Origin of the sequence: Actinomycetospora flava, from assembly GCF_037400335.1 — a bacterium.
In the GTDB taxonomy this organism is placed as follows: domain Bacteria; phylum Actinomycetota; class Actinomycetes; order Mycobacteriales; family Pseudonocardiaceae; genus Actinomycetospora; species Actinomycetospora flava.
In genome coordinates, this window is record NZ_JBBEGM010000004.1 from 1 (window position 1) to 16,897 (window position 16,897).

A 16,897-nucleotide genomic window follows, 5' to 3' on the forward strand; every position below is an offset into this window, starting at 1 on the left:
GGCCCTCGGAGGTGCTTTTCCGCCTGCTGATCTCCGCGGCAGGGGCCGGGGTCACGGGCCGCAGAGGAGGTCGACCCGGGCGGCGGCGCCGCCCACCGCGGGGGTCAGGAGCGCGGCGAGCAACCAGAGGCGCGCGACGAGGACGTCGTCGGGCGTCCGGAGGAAGGACTCGTTGCGTGCGGCGGCGGCCTCGGACCCGAGGAGCCGCGCGGCGTCGTCGACCACCGGCCCGGCCTCGCCGAGGTGCTCGGCGACCCAGCGGACGGCGCGACGGGACACGTCGCCGCCCACGCGCCGGCCGGCCTTCGCGAGCCACGCCGCGACCGTGACGTCGACGAGCACCCGGCTGCCGGCCAGGCAGCCGGCGACGAACGTCCGGGCGATCTCGCCGTCCTCCCGGTCCACGGTGTCGGCGACGACCGTGCGCACGCGGTCCTGGAGCAGCTCGAAGTAGTCGTCCTCGTCGTCGTCCTCGTCGTCCCAGCCGTCGTCCCAGCCCTCGTCGTCGAGATCGTCGTCGAGGTCCGCGAGGAACCCGCCGAGGAGCGCGCCGAGCTCGGCCGTGGCGCGTTCCGGCTCGGCCGCGCGTGGTGCCAGCGGCGCGTTCGCCGGCGCCGTGCCCGCCGGGGACCGTCCCTCGCGCGGCGGCCGCGGCGTCCGGCGCCGCTCGAGACGCCTCTCCACCTTCGCCGCCCGCCGCCGACCGTCGTGCCTGCGCCTGCTCATCGCTCCTCCTCGGATCGCCGCTGGGCAGGAGCATGCGCCGGACCCCCGACAACGCCGGGGCGCGCGGAGATCAGGAGGTCGAAAGACACCGGCGGAAGGCCCGCCGAGGTGCCTTTCCGCCTGCTGATCTCCACGGGGCGACGCCCGAGCCCCGCCGCGCGGAGATCACGAGCGCGCTGTCGACTCCACCGAAGACCGCGAGGTGCACCACGGCGCCCGTGATCTCCTCCGAAGGGCCCCTACAGCAGCCCGACCCCGCGCAGGGCAGAGGCGACGACGTCGCGCTCGTGCTCGTCGGCCTCGAGGAGCGGGAGGCGCAGGCCGCCGACGGGCCGGCCCAGGAGGTCGAGGGCGGCCTTGATCGGGATCGGGTTGGTGGTGACCCCGAGCGCGTCGAACACCGGCTTGAGCGACGCCTCGATCTCGGCGCGCTGGTCGGGCTCGTCGACCATGCGGCGCATCTCGTTCCCGACGACGTGGCTCGCGACGAGGATGCCGCCGCAGCCGCCCATCTCGAGGACGGAGCCGAACAGGTCGTCGTTGCCCGCGTAGATCCCGAGGCCGTCGATGGGCGCCAGGTTCGCGTTGTTGGCCTGCTTGACGTAGTCGATCCGCTCGATCTGCGCGAGCTCGGCGAGGAGCTCGTTGGGCAGGTCCACCACGCAGCGCGAGGGGATGTTGTAGAGCACGACGGGCTTGTCGGTGGCCCGCGCGACCGCGCCGAAGTGGGCGAGCATGCCGCGCCGGTTCGGCTTGTTGTAGTACGGCGTCACCGACAGGATCGCGTCGGCGCCGAGCTCGGTGGCCCGCTCGGTCATCTCGCACGCGTGGCGGGTGTCGTTCGACCCGGTCGACGCGACGATCGTCCTGCCGGCGGGACGGTGCTCGACGGCCAGCTCGACGAGACGCAGGTGCTCCTCGGTGGAGAGCGTGGACGCCTCGCCGGTGGTGCCGCACACCACGAGCCCGTCGGAGCCGTTCGCGTACAGGTGGCCCATGAGGTCGACGAAGGTCTTCTCGTCCACCGCGCCGTCGGGGGTGAACGGGGTCACGATGGCGGTGAGGACGGCTCCGAGACTCATGACCTCAGGTTGCCCCACAGCACCGCGACAGGTCTACGCCGGGTCCGGCCCGTCCACGTTGATCGTGGGCGGGCCGTCGCCGGCGCGCCCGATGACCGCCGTCGAGCGGTCCTCGGTGGGGTTCGACTCGCGGTGCACGGTGTGCGGCGGGACGCGCAGGAAGTCGCCGGGGCCGGCCTCGACGACGTCCCCGCCGCCGGGGCCGAACTCCAGCCGCATGGCACCGCGCACCACGTAGAGGCTCGTCTCGTGCTCGCCGTGGTGGTGCCAGCCCGAGGCGGCGCCCGGCTCGGTGTGGACGAGGCCCGCCCACAACGAGTCCGACGAGAACGCCACCTCGCGCCGCATGCCGGGCGTCGGGTCGCCCTCGGCGAGCTGGTCGCCGCGGAAGACCTCGACGGGTTCGCTGCTCACGGCGACGAGCCTGTCAGACCAGGCCGAGCTTCTGCACCGCGTCGCGCTCCTCGGCCAGCTCGTTGACCGACGCGTCGATGCGCTCGCGCGAGAAGTCGCTGATCTCGAGGCCCTGGACGATCTCGAACTTCCCGTTCGACGCGGTGACCGGGAACGACGAGACCAGGCCCTCCGGCACGCCGTAGGAGCCGTCGGAGACGATGGCCGCCGAGGTCCAGTCGTTCGGCTTGGTGCCGTTGACCCAGGTGTACACGTGGTCGATGGCCGCCGCGGCCGCCGACGCCGCCGAGGACGCGCCGCGCGCCTCGATGATCTCCGCGCCGCGCTTGGCGACGCGCGGGATGAACTCGTCGGTGAGCCAGCTCTGCTCGACCTGGTCGGCGATCGGCTTGCCGTCGACCTCGGCGTAGGTGACGTCGGGGTACTGGGTCGCCGAGTGGTTGCCCCAGATCGTCAACTTGGCGACCGAGCCGACGCGCACGCCGAACTTGGTGGCGAGCTGGCCGACGGCGCGGTTGTGGTCGAGGCGGGTCATCGCGGTGAAGCGGTCGGCCGGCACGTCGGAGTTGGACCGCGCGATGAGCGCGTTGGTGTTGGCCGGGTTGCCGACGACCAGCACCTTGACGTCGTCCGCGGCACCGTTGAGCGCCTGGCCCTGCGGCTTGAAGATGCCGCCGTTGGCCTCGAGCAGGTCGCCGCGCTCCATGCCCTTGGTGCGGGGCCGGGCGCCGACGAGCAGGCCGACGTTGGTGCCCTCGAACGCCTGGGTGGCGTCGTCGTAGACGTCGATGCCGTCGAGCAGCGGGAACGCGCCGTCGTTGAGCTCCAGCGCCGTGCCCTCCGCGGCCTTCACGGCCTGCGGGATCTCCAGCAGCTTCAGCCGGACCGGCACGCCCTCCCCCAGCAGGTCGCCGGCCGCGATGCGGAAGAGCAGCGCGTAGCCGATCTGCCCGGCGGCTCCGGTGACGGTGACGTTGACGGGGGTGGGCGCCATGCCTGTGCTCCTGCTTTCTCTCGATTCAGGGGTCGATCGCGGCCGTTGATCGCGGCCGGAGCCTCGCACGCCGGGTCGCGGTACGCGCACCCAGCCTCAGTCGTCGCCGACGACCATGACCCCGCGCCGCTGCGCGAGGTACCGGAACGCCAGCCCGAGCGACACCATGATCCGGTTGCGGTTGCCCAGCAGGGCGAAGATGTGCACGAACATCCACGTCAGCCAGGCGAGCACGCCGACGAGCTTGGGCCCGTGGGCGATGTCGGCAACCGCCGAGAGGCGTCCGATGGTCGCCATCGTGCCCTTGTCCTTGTAGTGGAACCGTTCGGTCGGCTCCCCGGCGACGAGGCGGGCGATGGTGCGGCCCGCGTGCCGCCCGGTCTGCAGAGCGGGCTGCGCGAGCTGGGGCAGCGCGTCGTCCTCGATGACCCCGATGTCGCCCGCGACGAGGATCTCCGGGTGGTCCGGCACCCGCAGGTCGCCGCCGACGACGATGCGTCCGCCCTTGCCCTGCCGCAGGCCCCAGCTCTTCACCCGCTCGTGCGCCGCGACGCCCGTCGCCCAGACGGTCATCTGCGCGCCGAGCTCCGACCCGTCGGCCAGCAGCACCGAGTCCGGCCGGACCTCCTTGACCGCGGCCTCAAGGCGCAGCTCGACGCCGCGGGCACGCAGCTGCTGGGCGGCGTACTCGCGCAGCCGGGGCGCGAACGGCGGCAGGACCTTGTCGGTCATCTCCACGAGCACGACGTGGACCTCGTTCGGGTCCAGCTCGGGGTAGCGGCTGGGCAGCACCGTGTTGCGCAGCTCGGCGAGCGTGCCCGCCATCTCGACCCCGGTGGCGCCGCCGCCGACGACGACCACCGAGGCGCCGCGGGCCTCGCCGGTGGCGGCGATGTGGTCGAGGTAGCCGGTCATGCGGTCGCGCACGGCCAGGGCCTCGGCGCGGGTGTAGATCGGGAAGGCGTGCTCGGCCGCGCCCGGGACACCGAAGTAGTTGGTGGTCACGCCGTTGGCGATGACCAGGTAGTCGTAGTGCAGGTCGGGGCCGACGTCGAGCGAGACCGTGCGGGTCTCGGGGTCGACCCTCGTGACCTCGCCCTTCCGGAAGAACGCGCCGGTGTGGGCGGCGAACCCGCGGGCACCGTAGGTGATGTCGCCGGGGTTCAGCGCGCCCGTCGCCACCTGGTAGAGCAGCGGCTGGAACGTGCTGTAGCTGTGCCGGTCGACGAGGGTGACGCGGACCGGGGCCTTGCGCAGGGCGCGCACGGCGGAGAGGCCGGCGAAACCGGCGCCGAGCACGACGACGTGCGGCCGCGGGTCGGCGTCCGTGATCGACGTGCCCGTGGGCTCGTCGCGGGACGACGGATCGGCGGTCATGGTGCCCGCACTCCTCTCGCGTTGACCGTCGGTGCTGGCCGTGACGATTCAGGGCCGATCCGACGGGCGGTTCCTCACCGCTCTACCCGCCATCGTCCTCCGTCACGCCGGGCCCGGGGAGGCGACCCCGCCACGTCACCTGTCGGCATCGTCACGGCGGGGGCACCGGCCCATCGTCGGGCACGGGGCCGACGATCTCCGTCTGCTCGGGCAGCAGCGGCGACACCGCGAGCGCGCCGGTCCGGGCACCGGCGGGCGCCACCTCCACCGCCCGCACCCCCGGCCGGGCGGCCAGGACCGGCGCCAGCGCGGGGTCGGCGTCCACGACCAGCGCGAGCGTGCACGGGCACCCCGCCGCGAGCCGTGCCGACTCGGTGGCGGCGATCTGCGCGGAGCGTCCGGACGCGGTGCGGGCCTGCTCCCCCGCCCGGTTCGCGGCCTGCGCCTCGGCCAGGCGCAGCGCGTCGTCCGGGTCGGTCGTGCCGAGGGTGACCTGCCGCAGCGCGGTCTGCACCCGCGGCAGCGGCACGCGGAACACCGCCTCCCGGGCGGTCGCGCCACGCACGAGCGCCGCGGCGCCGGCGACGTCCTGCTCCGCGGCGAAGGTCACCAACGTGGGACGCGGTCCGGGGGGCCCGGGCGGGACGGCGCGCGTGCGCTCCAGGTAGCCGGCGACCGGTTCGCCCGCCGCCGGACCGAGGCGCGTCGCGTCGGTGCTGCCGGGGATCGCGTCCGAGGGTCCCGACGCGCCGGAGCCCGCCACCCACGCCGTCACCAGGGCGACGACGAGGACGACGGCCAGGACGATGGCGACGGTCGGCCAGCGCAGGGGCCGGTCGTCGTCCTCGGCCGGGTCGTCGGGCGTGCTCAGCTCGCCGCCCGCAGCGTGTCGAGCGCCTGCGCGAGGTCGCCGGGCGGCTCGCTGACGAACTCCACCCAGCGGCCGTCGGCGGGGTGGTGGAAGCCGAGGCGGTGGGCGTGCAGCCACTGTCGCGTCAGCCCGAGGGTCCGCGCCAGTACCGGGTCGGCGCCGTAGGTGATGTCGCCGACGCAGGGGTGGCGGACCGCGGAGAAGTGCACGCGGATCTGGTGGGTGCGCCCGGTCTCGAGCTCCACCTCGAGCAGCGACGCCGCCCGGAACGCCTCGAGCGTGCGGTAGTGGGTGACGCTGGGCCGGCCGTCGGTCACCACCGCGAACTTCCAGTCCTGCCTGGGGTGGCGGTCGATGGGCGCGTCGATGGTGCCCTCGCTCGGGTCGGGGTGTCCCTGCACGACCGCGAGGTAGACCTTCGCCACCGTGCGCTCGCGGAAGGCCTGCTTGAGCACGGAGTAGGCGCGCTCGGACTTGGCCACCACCATCACCCCGGTGGTGCCGGCGTCGAGGCGGTGCACCACGCCCTGGCGTTCGGCGGCGCCGCTGGTGGCGATGCGGATGCCCAGGGCCGCGAGCCCGGCGACGACCGTCGGGCCCGTCCAGCCGGGGCTGGGGTGCACGGCGACGCCGACCGGCTTGTCGACGACGACGATCTCCTCGTCCTCGTGCAGCACGACGAGGCCCTCGACGGCCTCGGCGGTGACGATGCCGCCCCCGCCCGCCCCGGCCTCGGCGGGCTCGGGGAGGTCGACCTCGAGCCAGGCGCCCGCGACGAGGCGGTCCGACTTGCCCGCCGTCGACCCGTCGACGCGCACCGCGCCGTCGGCGGCGAGGTCGGCGACGGCGCTGCGCGACATGCCCAGCATCCGCGCCAGGCCGGCGTCGAGGCGCATCCCGTCGAGCCCGTCGGGGACGGGCAGCGTGCGCAGGCTCATGCGGGGTCCTTCTCGTCCTCGTGCGCGCCCGCCCGGGTGCCGTCCAGATCCCGGCCGAGCAGCGCCAGCAGCACGAGCAGCACACCCCCGACGGTGATCGCCGAGTCGGCCACGTTGAACACCGGGAACCAGCCCACCGACACGAAGTCGACGACGTGTCCCTGCAGCGGGCCCGGGCCGCGGAAGAACCGGTCGAGCAGGTTGCCGAGCGCCCCGCCGAGCACGAGGCCCAGGGCGAGCGCCCAGCCCTTCGAGCGCAGACGGCGGGCGAACCGCGCGATCCCGATGACGACGGCGACCGCGATGAGCGTCAGCACCCAGGTCATGCCCGTGGCGAAGGAGAAGGCCGCGCCCGGGTTGCGGATGAGGGTGAACGACACCAGGTCGCCGATCAGCGGCACGCGCTCGCCGTCGGCCAGCCACGAGACCATCACGATCTTGGTGACGAGGTCGAGGAGCACGATCGTCACCGCGATCGCCACCAGCATCCCGATGCGCTTGGGCGGCCGGTCCGCCTCGGGCGGGCTGTCGGCGGGAGGTGCGCTGCTCACCGCCCCATCTTCCCAGGGCCCGTCCCCGGACCCGTCCCGTCCCTCGGCGGGGTGCCGCGGTCGGTGGTCCGGCCCTCCCCCCGCAGCCCCGGCGTGCCACCGGTGTCGCCGCGCCACCGCGCCAGGCGCCCGGAGCGGTCGACCGACCGCAGACGCTCCTCGGCGGCGTCGCGCGCGGTCTCGGTGGTGACGACGAGCAGCTGGTCGCCCTCCTGGATCCGGCTCTCGCCCTGCGGGGTGAAGCTCGTGCCGGCGCGCACGACGAGGCTCAGCCCGGAGCCCTCGGGCAGGCGCAGCTCGCGGACGTAGACGCCGTGCATCCGCGAGCCGACCGGGACGGTCATCTGCAGGAGATCGGCGCGCAGGGTGTCCAGGGGCGCGGCGTCGACCTCGATCTCCTCGACCCGGGAGTCCCCCGCCAGCCCGAGCTTGCGCGCCACGAACGGCAGCGTCGTGCCCTGCACGAGCACGAGCACCACGACCAGCACGAACACGGCGTCGACCAGGTCCCGCGCGCCGGGCAGCCCCCCGGTGAGCGGCACGAGCGCGAGCACGATCGGGACGGCACCGCGCAACCCCGCCCACGACAGGAAGATCTGCTCGCGCCAGGGCACGCGAAACCCGATCGAGGCGGCGGCCACCGACAGCGGGCGGGCGGCGAAGAGCAGGACGGCCCCGGCGATCAGCGCGGGCACGACGGCGCCGGAGAGGCGGTCGGGCGAGACGTAGAGCCCGAGGAGCACGAACAGCCCGATCTGCGCGAGCCAGCCGAGGCCCTCCGCGAACGACCGCGAGCCCTCGCGGTGGGGCAGCGTCGAGTTGCCGAGCACCAGCGCGGCGACGTAGGTCGCGAGCAGCCCGGACGCGTGCAGCAGCTGCGCCGAGGCGAAGGACAGGATGCAGACCGCGAGCGTGGCCAGCGGGTACAGGCCGGTCGCGGGCAGCGCCGCGCGCCGCAGGCCGAGCGCGCCGACGCGCCCGAGCGCGGCTCCGAGCAGGCCGCCGACGAGGAGCTCGTAGACGACGAGCAGCGGGTCGAGCCAGCTCAGCGCCGTCGCCGAGGAGAGGATCACGACGGCGAGGAAGACCGGGGCGTCGTTGAGCCCGGACTCGAGCTCGAGGGACCCGGTCAGCCGCCCGCTCAGGCCCAGGTTGCGCAGCACGCTGAACACGGCGGCGGCGTCGGTGGACGACAGCACGGCGCCCCAGAGGAAGGCGACGCGCAGGTCGAGCCCGAGCAGCGACCAGAGCGCGAGCCCGGTGACGCCGATGCTCACGGCGACCGCGACCGTCGAGAGCGCCAGCCCGAGACCCAGCGCCGGCCGCACGGTGTTCCAGCGGGTGGACAGGCCGCCGTCGGCGAGGATGAGGACCAGCGCGGCGACGCCGAGCGCCTGGGTGAGTCCGGCGTCGTCGAAGCGGATGCCGAGCCCCGACTCCCCCAGCGCCACCCCGATTCCGAGGTAGATCAGCAGCGAGGGCAGCCCGACGCGGGTCGACACCCGCACCGCGAGGACGGAGACGAGCACGACGGCCGCGCCGATCCCGAGCAGGAAGGGCAACTGGTCCATGCGTGTCCCCCCTCCCCAGCGGAAGGGACGACCCTAGCGAGCGGACGTGCCCGGAACCTCCCGGGATCTCCGGTCGGTGAGGCGGTTCACCGCCTGCTGTCGGCGCTCTGCGCCCCGGTGAGCGCCGCGACCGGCGTGCACCAGGAGCAGCCCGTGAACCCGAGGTCGACCGCCTCGCCCACGGGCAGCGGGATGACCTCGCGGCCGTAGAGGTAGCTGCAGCGACCGAGGTGGAACAACGGCTCCTCGTCGATCACGAGGACCTCGTCGTCGAGGCCGGCCACCGACTGGCGGGTGGCGTCGTCGACGACCTCCTCCTCCGGCTGCGCGGCGGGCGGCGGAGGCGGCGGGGCACCCGGCGGCGGTCCGCCCGGGGGCCGGCCCGCGAAGCCCTGACCTGGCGGGGGCCCGGCGGGTGCCTGACCGGTCGGGGGCGCGCCCGGGGGTGGCCCCGCAGGCTGGCCGGGCGGCCCGTGCGGGGGCCGGCCGGGGCCGCCGTTGGCGCCGGCGCCGTCCACGGGCGCCTGCTGCGCCGGGGCCTGGTGGCGCATCCGGGAGATGTCGTTCATGTCGATGCGGGTCGTGGCCGCGTCGTCGCCGCCCTCGCCGCCGGGACGTCCCGTGGGGGCTCCCGTGGGGGCGCCGGAGGGGCGTCCGGCGGGCGGGGCGCCGGCGGCGGGGGTCCCCGTCGCGCCGCCACCGAGGCGGGCCTCGGCCGGCGTCCCCGGCATCGGGAGCATCCCGAGGATGCGCGATCCCTGGGGTGCGCCCGGCACGCGGGAGGGTTCGGAGCCCGGACGGGCGGTGGTGGTCGCCCACCGGGAGCTCGGCGACGACCCGGGAGGCCCGGCAGGCCCACCGGCAGGCCCGGGCGGACCGGCCGCCGGGGGCTGCTGCGGTCCGGAGGGGCGGGAGGCCGCCGCGGCACCCGCCGCGAGCCCGGCCGCTCCCAGCGCCGCCGCGCCGCCCGCGGCGGCACCGCCCGGACGGTCACCGTTGCGCTCGCCGGAGCCGGCGTGCGCGGCCGGAGCGTTCTGCCCCTGGTCGTCGGGGCCCTGCTGGCCGTCGGGAGCGGCGCCGCGCGACGCCCCGGCACCGGCGGCCTCGGCCGACCCCTGTGGCGCGGAGCCCTGCGGCGGGCCCTGCGGCGGACCCTGTGGCCCAGGGGGCTGGGGACCGTTGGGGCCCTGCTGACCAGGTGCGCCCGGCCCGCCCGACGGCGGCGGGGATCCTGCGGTGACCGAGGTCGGCGCCGCCTCCGGGGAGCCCTGTCCCGGGCCCGAGGAGTGCACGCCCGGGGCGAACCCGGAGGACGACGACGACGCGATCGGTCCCGAGGACCCGGACGCCGCCGGGGCGACGGCCCGGCTGCGGCTCTCGCGCTCGCGCCGGCGTCGACGGACGACGTCGGCGACGAGCAGGGCCGCGGCCAGCACGCTGGCCACCACCGAGCCCCAGGCCCAGGTGGCCACCGAGGTGACCACCGCGACGACCAGGAGCCCGAAGGCGATCAGCACGCAGAGCAGGACGAGGAGCAGCACGGTCGGACCCCCAACGTAGGGCCACGAGCCCGCTCCGCCTCAGGCGTGAGCGGGCCGCGCGGCGTCCGTCAGCTGCCGGCTTCGGCGCGGGAGCCGTAGCCGCTGGTCGCGTACCCGCCGGTGCCGTTGCGGCCGTTGTCCGGCGCCGCCGAGCCCCGGCCGTCGAGGTCGCGGAGCTGCGACTCGAGGTACGTCTTCAGCCGGGTCCGGTACTCGCGCTCGAAGGTGCGCAGCTCGTCGATCTTCTTCTCGAGCCCGCCCTTCTGCTGCTCGATGAGGCTGATCGTCTCGTTGTGCTTGCGCTGCGCGTCGCGCTCGAGGGTCGAGGCCTTGTCGCGGGCCTGCCGCTCGAGCGTCTCGGCGCGGGTGCGCGCGTCGTTCAGCATCGTCTCGGCGCGGGTGCGCGCCTCGTTGACCATGCTGTCCGACTTGGTGCGCGCCTCGGAGAGGAGCTGCTCGGACTTGGTGCGCGCGTCGGCGAGCATCCCGTCCGCCTCGGACTTGGCCTCCGCGGTGAGGCGGTCGGCCATCTCCTGGGCGAGCCCGAGGACCTTGGCGGCCTGCACGTGGTGGTCGCCACCGTTCGCACCGCCCTGGCCCTGCTCGGACATCCCGAATGGCGGCGGCACGACGGCCTGCTGCGTCTGGGCGGGCATCGGGGGCTGCTGGGGCTGCTGCGGCGGCATCGGCTGCTGCACGGTGCGCGGCGCGTCCTCGACGGGGCGGCTCGGCGGCGGGGCCGAGACCTGCGTCTGCGGGCCCGAGTTGGCACCCGCGCTCTGGGCCGCGCCGGCCTTGCTGCGCGCGTCGTCGAGATCGGCGTGGGCCGACGAGAGCTGCTGCTCGAGCTGCTCGACCTGCTCGCGGAGGTCGTTGTTCTCCTCCAGCAGCCGGCCCAGCTCGGCCTCCACGAGGTCGAGGAAAGCGTCGACCTCGTCCTCGTTGTAGCCCCTCTTCCCGATCGGTGGCTTGCTGAACGCGACGTTGTGAACGTCGGCGGGGGTCAGCGGCATCGGATCTCCTCAAGCACTCCTCGGCTGCGGAACCCCAGGTACCTCGGGCTCTTCGAGCTCCGCCACCCGCAGAGTATGACCTCTGCGAGCGACAGAACCATAATGGACGGGTCCAGTGACGCGCTGCCCTCGCCGCCCGAATGGTGACGCAGCGCCACGAGTGGCCGCGCGAAAACCCACAGACCTACCGATTTTCCGGCCGAGCGGCGATCCGCCGGTCGGGTCGTGACGCTTCGTGTCCCTCTACGTGCGGTGACAGGAGCAGTTCCCGAGCCCGCCGGGCTCCCGGTAGCCGGAGCGACACGCTCGGCGCACGGGAGAGGCCATCCGGCGCGCCGCGCCCGACGTCGCCCGTTCGGCCGCGTGGCGAACCCTCTGTACGAGAGGCGATCATGGACGCCGTCCCGCGTGACCTCCATCGCTCGCGGGCCCGCGGATGTGAGCCGGAACCGCCGAGAAGACGCAGAACGTCGCGGATGACCGGTAAACGAAGAACTCGGGTCCGCCCGTCCGGCGCAGCGTCGACTACGACGTGGACGCGTAGTTGGTCTCGGCGAGCTTGCGGCGCTCGGTCGCGGAGACCTCGACGTTCGGCGGTGAGAGCAGGAACACGCGGTTGGTGACCTTCTCGATCGACCCGCGCATCGCGAAGGCCAGGCCGGCGGCGAAGTCGACGAGCCGCTTGGCCGCGACGTCGTCCATCTCCGTGAGATTCATGATCACCGGGATGCCGTCGCGATAGCGCTCGCCGATCACCCGGGCCTCGTTGTAGCTCTTCGGCTGCAGCGAGGTGATCTCGGCGGGCGAGCTCGGCGCGTCGTCCGAGACGCTCTTCGCGGGCGCGGCCGGGGCGGACGAGGTCGACGCGCTCCCCGCGGAGGAGGACGACGCGGACGACAGCGACGGCGGGGTGCGCGGCGTGGTCGGCCGCACCGAGGTGTGGCCCGGCCCGCCACCGGCGGCCCAGCTGCGGCCGCGGCCGGCGCGCGAGAGCGCGTCCGTGGCGTCGTCGTCGCGACGGATCTCGGTGACCTCCGGGTCGCGCGGGCGCGGGGTGCGGCGCTCGCGGGAGTCCTCGTAGCGGTCGTAGCGGTCGTAGCGCGACTCGCGGGCCTCGCGCGCGTCACGGACGTCGCGAACGTCCCGCACGTCCTCGGAGCGCCCGCGACCGTAGTAGCCGCCCTCGTAGGAGTCGCGGGCCTCGTAGCGGTCGTCGTAGCGCTCGTCGTACCGGTCCGCGCCGTAGCGGTGCCGGTCGCCCGAGTGCCGCTCGGCCGGGAGCCGGTCACGGTCGTAGCGGTCGTCGCGCTCGTCGCCGTAGCCGTCGTAGTCGTCCAGCTCGTCGGCCGGGACCATCCCGAAGTACGCCTTCACGCGGTGCAGAGTGGTCATGGCCGTCTCCCCTGTCCGACGGAGACCCCGCGCGCCACACGCGGTGAGTCACATCCGTGTCGTTCACTCACACGGAACGCTAGCTCACCGTCGGCCGAGCAACGCCGTTCCGACACGCACGCACGTGGACCCGTACGAGACCGCCGCCTCGAGATCCCCCGACATCCCCGCCGACAGCGTCGTGGCGCCCGGGTGCGCCGCGCGTACCCGCCCCGCCAGCTCCCACACCGTGGCGAAGGCCTCCTCGGGGGCGACGTCCTGCGGGGCGACGGTCATGACGCCGCCGAGACGCAGGTGCCCGGCGGACGCGACGCGGTCGGCGAGGCCCGGGACCTCGTCGACGGGCGCGCCGCCGCGACCGGGGTCGGCGTCGACGCTCACCTGCACCAGGACCTCGAGCGGATCGGACCGCTCCCCCGCGTCGATCGCCTTGGCCGCCGCGGCCTCGAGGGCGTCGACGAGCCGGGCCGAGTCGACCGAGTCGACGGCGTGGGCCCACCGCACGAGGCTGCGGGCCTTGTTGCGCTGCAGCCGGCCGACGACGTGCCAGCGCGCCGTGGCGCCGGGACGCAGCGCGGCGAGCTCGGCGGCCTTCGCCGCGCCCTCCTGCTCCTTGTTCTCCCCGAAGGCCGCGAGCCCGAGGTCGGTGAGCAGGGCGACGTCCTCGGCGGGCCAGGTCTTGGTGACCGCGAGCAGCCCGACCTCGGCGGGATCGCGGCCCGCGGCCCGCGCGGCGTCGGCCACGCGCTCGCGCACCGCGGCCAGGGCCTCCTCGAGCTCGGCACGACGGTCGTCCGTCACGGGCGCGGGTACTCCCACCACGTCACGGCCGCGAGCCGGCCGGTTGGCCGGGCGCGCCGGTGGCTGAAGAGCTGGTCGTCCTCGAAGGTGCAGCGGGCGTCGACGTCGACGCGCGTGATCCCGAGGTCGGCGAGGCGGCGGCGCAGGCCCGCGCGCAGGTCGAGCGACGGCGTCCCGATGCGCGTGGTGGCCGCACTGCCGGGCAGCGCGGCCTCGACCTCGTCGCGCATCGCGGCGGGCACCTCGTAGTCCTCGCCGCAGATCGCCGGGCCGAGGAGCACCTCGACCCGCCCGGTCTCCGCGCCGAGCTCGGCCATCGCCTCCAGTGTGCGCTCGAGGACGCCGTCGGCGGCCCCGCGACGCCCCGCGTGTGCGGCCGCGACCACCCCGGCGCCCGGGTCGGCGAGCAGGACGGGCACGCAGTCGGCGACGACGACGGCCAGCGCCAGGCGCGGGCGGTCGGTGACGAGCGCGTCGGCGGTCGGCGTCTCCCCACCCGGGGCGCTGACGACGGCGACGTCGGTGCCGTGGACCTGGTTCATCCAGGCCACGCGCTCCGGCCCCAGCCCGATCCCCTCGCCGAGACGGCGGCGGTTGGCGGCGACGGCGTACGGGTCGTCCCCGACGTGGTCGCCGAGGTTGAACCGGTCGTACGGCGGCGCGGACCGGCCGCCGGCCCGGGTGGTCAGGACACGCCGGACCCGGACCGACGGGGCGGATCCGCCGCCGTCGGCGTCGTACGCGGTCGCGGAACCTGAGCCGGCAGCCACGCCCTCAGCTTCTCATGAACGACGGGACGTCCACGTCGTCCTCGTCGGCGGCCCGGACGGCCGGCGTCTCGGTGGTCGGCGCGGTGGCCGACGCCGCGGACGTCCCCGACGCGGCGGTCGAGGTCTCCGGGGGCTTCGACGCCGCCGCCTCGCCCGCGGGGTCGCTCGGGGCGGGACCGCCCGAGCCGGCGCCGTTGGTGGTGGCGTGGGTGGCGCCGTTGGTCGTCGTGCCGGTCGGGGCGGCGGACGTCCGGTCGAGCGCGTGGCGGTCGACGGCCGGGGCGGCCGGCACCGTCGGGGCCGAGGACGGCGACGGGTTGCCGGCGGTGACCGGGGGCGCGGTGTGCCCGCCGGGACGCTGGACCTGCCCGGCCTGCGCCGACGCCGTGGCTGTCGACGAGCCCGAGGCCGACGCGAGCGCCTGCGGCTCGAGCTTCTTGTGGGTCGGCGAGCCGGAGTCGAAGCCGGCGGCGATCACCGTCACGCGGACCTCGTCGCCGAGCGAGTCGTCGATGACCGTCCCGAAGATGATGTTCGCCTCGGGGTGCGCCGCCTCCTGCACGAGCGAGGCGGCCTCGTTGATCTCGAAGAGGCCGAGGTCCGACCCGCCGGCGATGGAGAGGAGCACGCCGTAGGCGCCGTCCATGCTCGCCTCGAGCAGGGGCGAGTTGATCGCCTTGCCGGCGGCCTCCACCGAGCGGCTCTCGCCCCGCGCGGCCCCGATGCCCATCAACGCGCTGCCCGCCCCGGACATGACGCTCTTGACGTCGGCGAAGTCGAGGTTGATCAGACCCGGCGTGGTGATGAGATCGGTGATGCCCTGGACACCGGACAGGAGCACCTCGTCCGCGCTGCGGAAGGCGTCCATCAGCGAGAGGCCCACGTCGCCGAGCTGCAGGAGGCGGTCGTTGGGGATGACGATGAGCGTGTCGCACTCGTTGCGCAGCTCGGTGATGCCGTTCTCGGCCTGGGTGGCGCGGCGCTTGCCCTCGAAGTTGAAGGGCCGGGTGACGACGCCGATGGTCAGCGCGCCCAGCTTGCGGGCGATGCTCGCGACGACGGGCGCGCCGCCGGTGCCGGTGCCGCCGCCCTCGCCCGCGGTCACGAAGACCATGTCGGCCCCCTTGAGGACCTCCTCGATCTCCTCGCGGTGGTCCTCGGCGGCGCGGCGGCCCACGTCGGGCGCCGCGCCCGCGCCGAGCCCGCGGGTGAGCTCGCGGCCGACGTCGAGCTTGACGTCGGCGTCGGACATCAGCAGCGCCTGCGCGTCGGTGTTCACCGCGATGAACTCGACGCCCTTGAGGCCGACCTCGATCATGCGGTTGACGGCGTTGACGCCGCCACCACCGATGCCGACCACCTTGATCACGGCCAGGTAGTTGTGCGGGGGCGTCATGGATCCGCCTTTCGAGCTGGGTCTAGGCGACGGTGGTCGTCCGGGTCCGGCGTGTCGCAAGCCTCGACCTCGAGTGGAGGTTTACGGTGAGGGCTTCTCGGCGACACGCGCACGGTAGGCAGGCCCCACGCCGCATTTCCACGAGGCGCGCCGGGCGTGTCCCGACCTCCTGTCACCCACTCGCCGGGCGGTCGTCGCGGGCCGCAAACCCTCGACCGACACTCGACGGTTCGGGTGCGGAGTTCCGACCGAAGGGCCCCTTCGGTTGGACAGATGGGCCGAGGGCACCCTTCACCGGAAGGTGGCGCGGGCCGAGATGTCGGTCCCGAGTGGGCCCCGCGGAGATCACGAGCGCGTCATCCACCCGGAGCCGTACGTCGGGGTGGATGACGCCGCCCCTGATCACGGGACGGGCTCCGGCACCCCGCGAGCGGCACCCCGCGCATGATCGACGGGCTCGCGGACCTGCGCGACGTTCCGCTCGCCCGCGGCGCTGCCCGGGACGCGTTCCGGCGAAGGGTTCCCCTCGCCGATCTATTCGACCGACGGGGCCCTTCGGTCGAGAACAGGCGCGCGTCAGCGGACGACGGCGAGGTCCGGGGTCGACACGTCGTAGACCGAACCCGGGCGGGTGAGCAGCGCGCCGAGCACGGCGGCCTTGCGCTCGTTGTCGGCGTCGGCGCCCCAGCGGACCTCGCGGTCGCCGGTGAGCACGAACGCGACGTCGTAGGGGCCGTCGGCGCGCACCTCGACGAGGTCCGCGCGCAGGGCCGCCGGCAGCGCCACGACGACGTCGGCGGCCGCGCGGGTGCCGGGCTCGTCGGGCGACGGGAGCATCCCGGGCGGCAGGGTCAGCGCCGGCACGCCCGGCGGGCGCGCGGGCATCGTCCGGTAGCCGAACCCGGTGGCGTCGACGAGCACGACCCCGCCGGACGGGGCGGGCGCGGCCAGCACCGGCTCGCGCTCGGCGACGGTGACGACGAGGGTGCCGGGCCAGTCGCGGGACACGTCGACCGTCGCGACGCGCGGCAGCTCGCGCACGCCGTCCGCGACGCCGTCGGTGTCGAGCCACAGCAGCGAGGTGCCGGGCCGGACGGCCGCGGCGGCGCGCACGGGCTCGACCTGGTCGGGCGCGGCCCCGACGACCTGGACCTCGCGGACGTCGAGCAGCGGCGACCAGACCGTCAGGTACACGACCGCCGCCACGAGCAGGACGCCGGCGGCGACGCCGATCCACAGCCCGCGCCGCCGCCGGGCGGTCGCGGTGACCGGCGGGCGGGGACGGCGCGCCCGACCGGGTGAGCCGGCCGCCGCACCCTGGGGGCGCGCCCCGGCGCCGCCGTGGCGACGCTCGCGCGACTCGGTGCGGTCCGGGCGCTCGGGGCGGCCCGCCCGTCCCGACCGGCTCGCCCGGCCGGTGCGGCCGGGTCGTCCGGTGGGGCGGGCTGAGCCGGTCATAC

At 75.1% G+C, this 16,897-nt stretch carries 16 protein-coding genes; all 16 read right to left on the minus strand.

The annotated features are described in order from the left end of the window. Positions 1–51: 51 nt before the first annotated feature. Positions 52–726 carry a hypothetical protein gene (locus WCD58_RS11675; protein ID WP_337702911.1) on the minus strand — a complete coding sequence of 225 codons (675 nt, stop codon included), beginning with the start codon at positions 724–726 and terminating at the stop codon, positions 52–54. Between the two features lie 239 nt (positions 727–965). Beyond that, complete coding sequence (dapA, locus tag WCD58_RS11680; RefSeq protein ID WP_337702913.1) at positions 966–1,808, minus strand: 4-hydroxy-tetrahydrodipicolinate synthase; 843 nt, start codon at positions 1,806–1,808, stop codon at positions 966–968. Between the two features lie 33 nt (positions 1,809–1,841). Beyond that, entirely contained in the window at positions 1,842–2,222 is a 381-nt protein-coding gene (locus tag WCD58_RS11685; protein WP_337702915.1) for a cupin domain-containing protein, read from the minus strand. 13 nt (positions 2,223–2,235) lie between these two features. Further along, positions 2,236–3,216 (minus strand): malate dehydrogenase, encoded by a 981-nt coding sequence (locus WCD58_RS11690; protein WP_337702917.1) that lies wholly within the window; start codon positions 3,214–3,216, stop codon positions 2,236–2,238. A 96-nt stretch (positions 3,217–3,312) separates the two neighbouring features. Continuing rightward, positions 3,313–4,593 (minus strand): NAD(P)/FAD-dependent oxidoreductase, encoded by a 1,281-nt coding sequence (locus WCD58_RS11695; RefSeq protein ID WP_337702919.1) that lies wholly within the window; start codon positions 4,591–4,593, stop codon positions 3,313–3,315. A 151-nt stretch (positions 4,594–4,744) separates the two neighbouring features. After that, positions 4,745–5,368: a hypothetical protein gene (locus WCD58_RS11700; RefSeq protein WP_337702921.1), complete on the minus strand. Its 624-nt coding sequence runs from the start codon at positions 5,366–5,368 to the stop codon at positions 4,745–4,747. Positions 5,369–5,460: 92 nt separating this feature from the next. Further along, complete coding sequence (locus tag WCD58_RS11705) at positions 5,461–6,402, minus strand: RluA family pseudouridine synthase (RefSeq protein ID WP_337702923.1); 942 nt, start codon at positions 6,400–6,402, stop codon at positions 5,461–5,463. Continuing rightward, entirely contained in the window at positions 6,399–6,953 is a 555-nt protein-coding gene (gene lspA, locus WCD58_RS11710; RefSeq protein WP_337702925.1) for a signal peptidase II, read from the minus strand. Before lspA ends, WCD58_RS11705 begins: the two co-directional genes overlap by 4 nt. Then, positions 6,950–8,524 carry a potassium/proton antiporter gene (locus WCD58_RS11715; RefSeq protein WP_337702927.1) on the minus strand — a complete coding sequence of 525 codons (1,575 nt, stop codon included), beginning with the start codon at positions 8,522–8,524 and terminating at the stop codon, positions 6,950–6,952. The genes lspA and WCD58_RS11715 overlap by 4 nt, the downstream gene beginning before the upstream one ends. An 86-nt stretch (positions 8,525–8,610) precedes the next feature. Next, positions 8,611–10,065: a hypothetical protein gene (locus WCD58_RS11720; RefSeq protein WP_337702929.1), complete on the minus strand. Its 1,455-nt coding sequence runs from the start codon at positions 10,063–10,065 to the stop codon at positions 8,611–8,613. Between the two features lie 68 nt (positions 10,066–10,133). Next, on the minus strand, positions 10,134–11,078 hold the full coding sequence (gene wag31, locus WCD58_RS11725) for a DivIVA-like cell division protein Wag31 (protein ID WP_337702930.1): 945 nt from the start codon (positions 11,076–11,078) through the stop codon (positions 10,134–10,136). A gap of 525 nt (positions 11,079–11,603) precedes the next feature. Next, the gene (locus WCD58_RS11730) at positions 11,604–12,470 is read right to left on the minus strand and encodes a cell division protein SepF (protein WP_337702932.1); all 867 of its coding nucleotides are present in this window, start codon (positions 12,468–12,470) and stop codon (positions 11,604–11,606) included. 84 nt (positions 12,471–12,554) lie between these two features. Continuing rightward, positions 12,555–13,271 carry a YggS family pyridoxal phosphate-dependent enzyme gene (locus WCD58_RS11735; protein ID WP_337702934.1) on the minus strand — a complete coding sequence of 239 codons (717 nt, stop codon included), beginning with the start codon at positions 13,269–13,271 and terminating at the stop codon, positions 12,555–12,557. Continuing rightward, positions 13,268–13,960, minus strand: a complete 693-nt coding sequence (pgeF, locus tag WCD58_RS11740; protein ID WP_337703574.1) for a peptidoglycan editing factor PgeF — start codon at positions 13,958–13,960, stop codon at positions 13,268–13,270. Before pgeF ends, WCD58_RS11735 begins: the two co-directional genes overlap by 4 nt. Positions 13,961–14,045: 85 nt before the next feature. Beyond that, the gene (gene ftsZ / locus WCD58_RS11745) at positions 14,046–15,437 is read right to left on the minus strand and encodes a cell division protein FtsZ (RefSeq protein WP_337702937.1); all 1,392 of its coding nucleotides are present in this window, start codon (positions 15,435–15,437) and stop codon (positions 14,046–14,048) included. A gap of 576 nt (positions 15,438–16,013) precedes the next feature. After that, the gene (locus WCD58_RS11750; protein ID WP_337702939.1) at positions 16,014–16,895 is read right to left on the minus strand and encodes a cell division protein FtsQ/DivIB; all 882 of its coding nucleotides are present in this window, start codon (positions 16,893–16,895) and stop codon (positions 16,014–16,016) included. Between the last annotated feature and the right edge of the window lie 2 nt (positions 16,896–16,897).

Bases quoted from the DNA above. Each gene is read 5' to 3' on its own strand.
- WCD58_RS11750 (WP_337702939.1), bottom strand. From the start codon at position 16,895: ATGACCGGCTCAGCCCGCCCCACCGGACGACCCGGCCGCACCGGCCGG.
- WCD58_RS11675 (WP_337702911.1), bottom strand. From the start codon at position 726: ATGAGCAGGCGCAGGCACGACGGTCGGCGGCGGGCGGCGAAGGTGGAG.
- ftsZ (WP_337702937.1), bottom strand. From the start codon at position 15,437: ATGACGCCCCCGCACAACTACCTGGCCGTGATCAAGGTGGTCGGCATC.
- wag31 (WP_337702930.1), bottom strand. From the start codon at position 11,078: ATGCCGCTGACCCCCGCCGACGTTCACAACGTCGCGTTCAGCAAGCCA.
- WCD58_RS11705 (WP_337702923.1), bottom strand. From the start codon at position 6,402: ATGAGCCTGCGCACGCTGCCCGTCCCCGACGGGCTCGACGGGATGCGC.
- dapA (WP_337702913.1), bottom strand. From the start codon at position 1,808: ATGAGTCTCGGAGCCGTCCTCACCGCCATCGTGACCCCGTTCACCCCC.
- WCD58_RS11695 (WP_337702919.1), bottom strand. From the start codon at position 4,593: ATGACCGCCGATCCGTCGTCCCGCGACGAGCCCACGGGCACGTCGATC.
- WCD58_RS11730 (WP_337702932.1), bottom strand. From the start codon at position 12,470: ATGACCACTCTGCACCGCGTGAAGGCGTACTTCGGGATGGTCCCGGCC.
- WCD58_RS11715 (WP_337702927.1), bottom strand. From the start codon at position 8,524: ATGGACCAGTTGCCCTTCCTGCTCGGGATCGGCGCGGCCGTCGTGCTC.
- WCD58_RS11690 (WP_337702917.1), bottom strand. From the start codon at position 3,216: ATGGCGCCCACCCCCGTCAACGTCACCGTCACCGGAGCCGCCGGGCAG.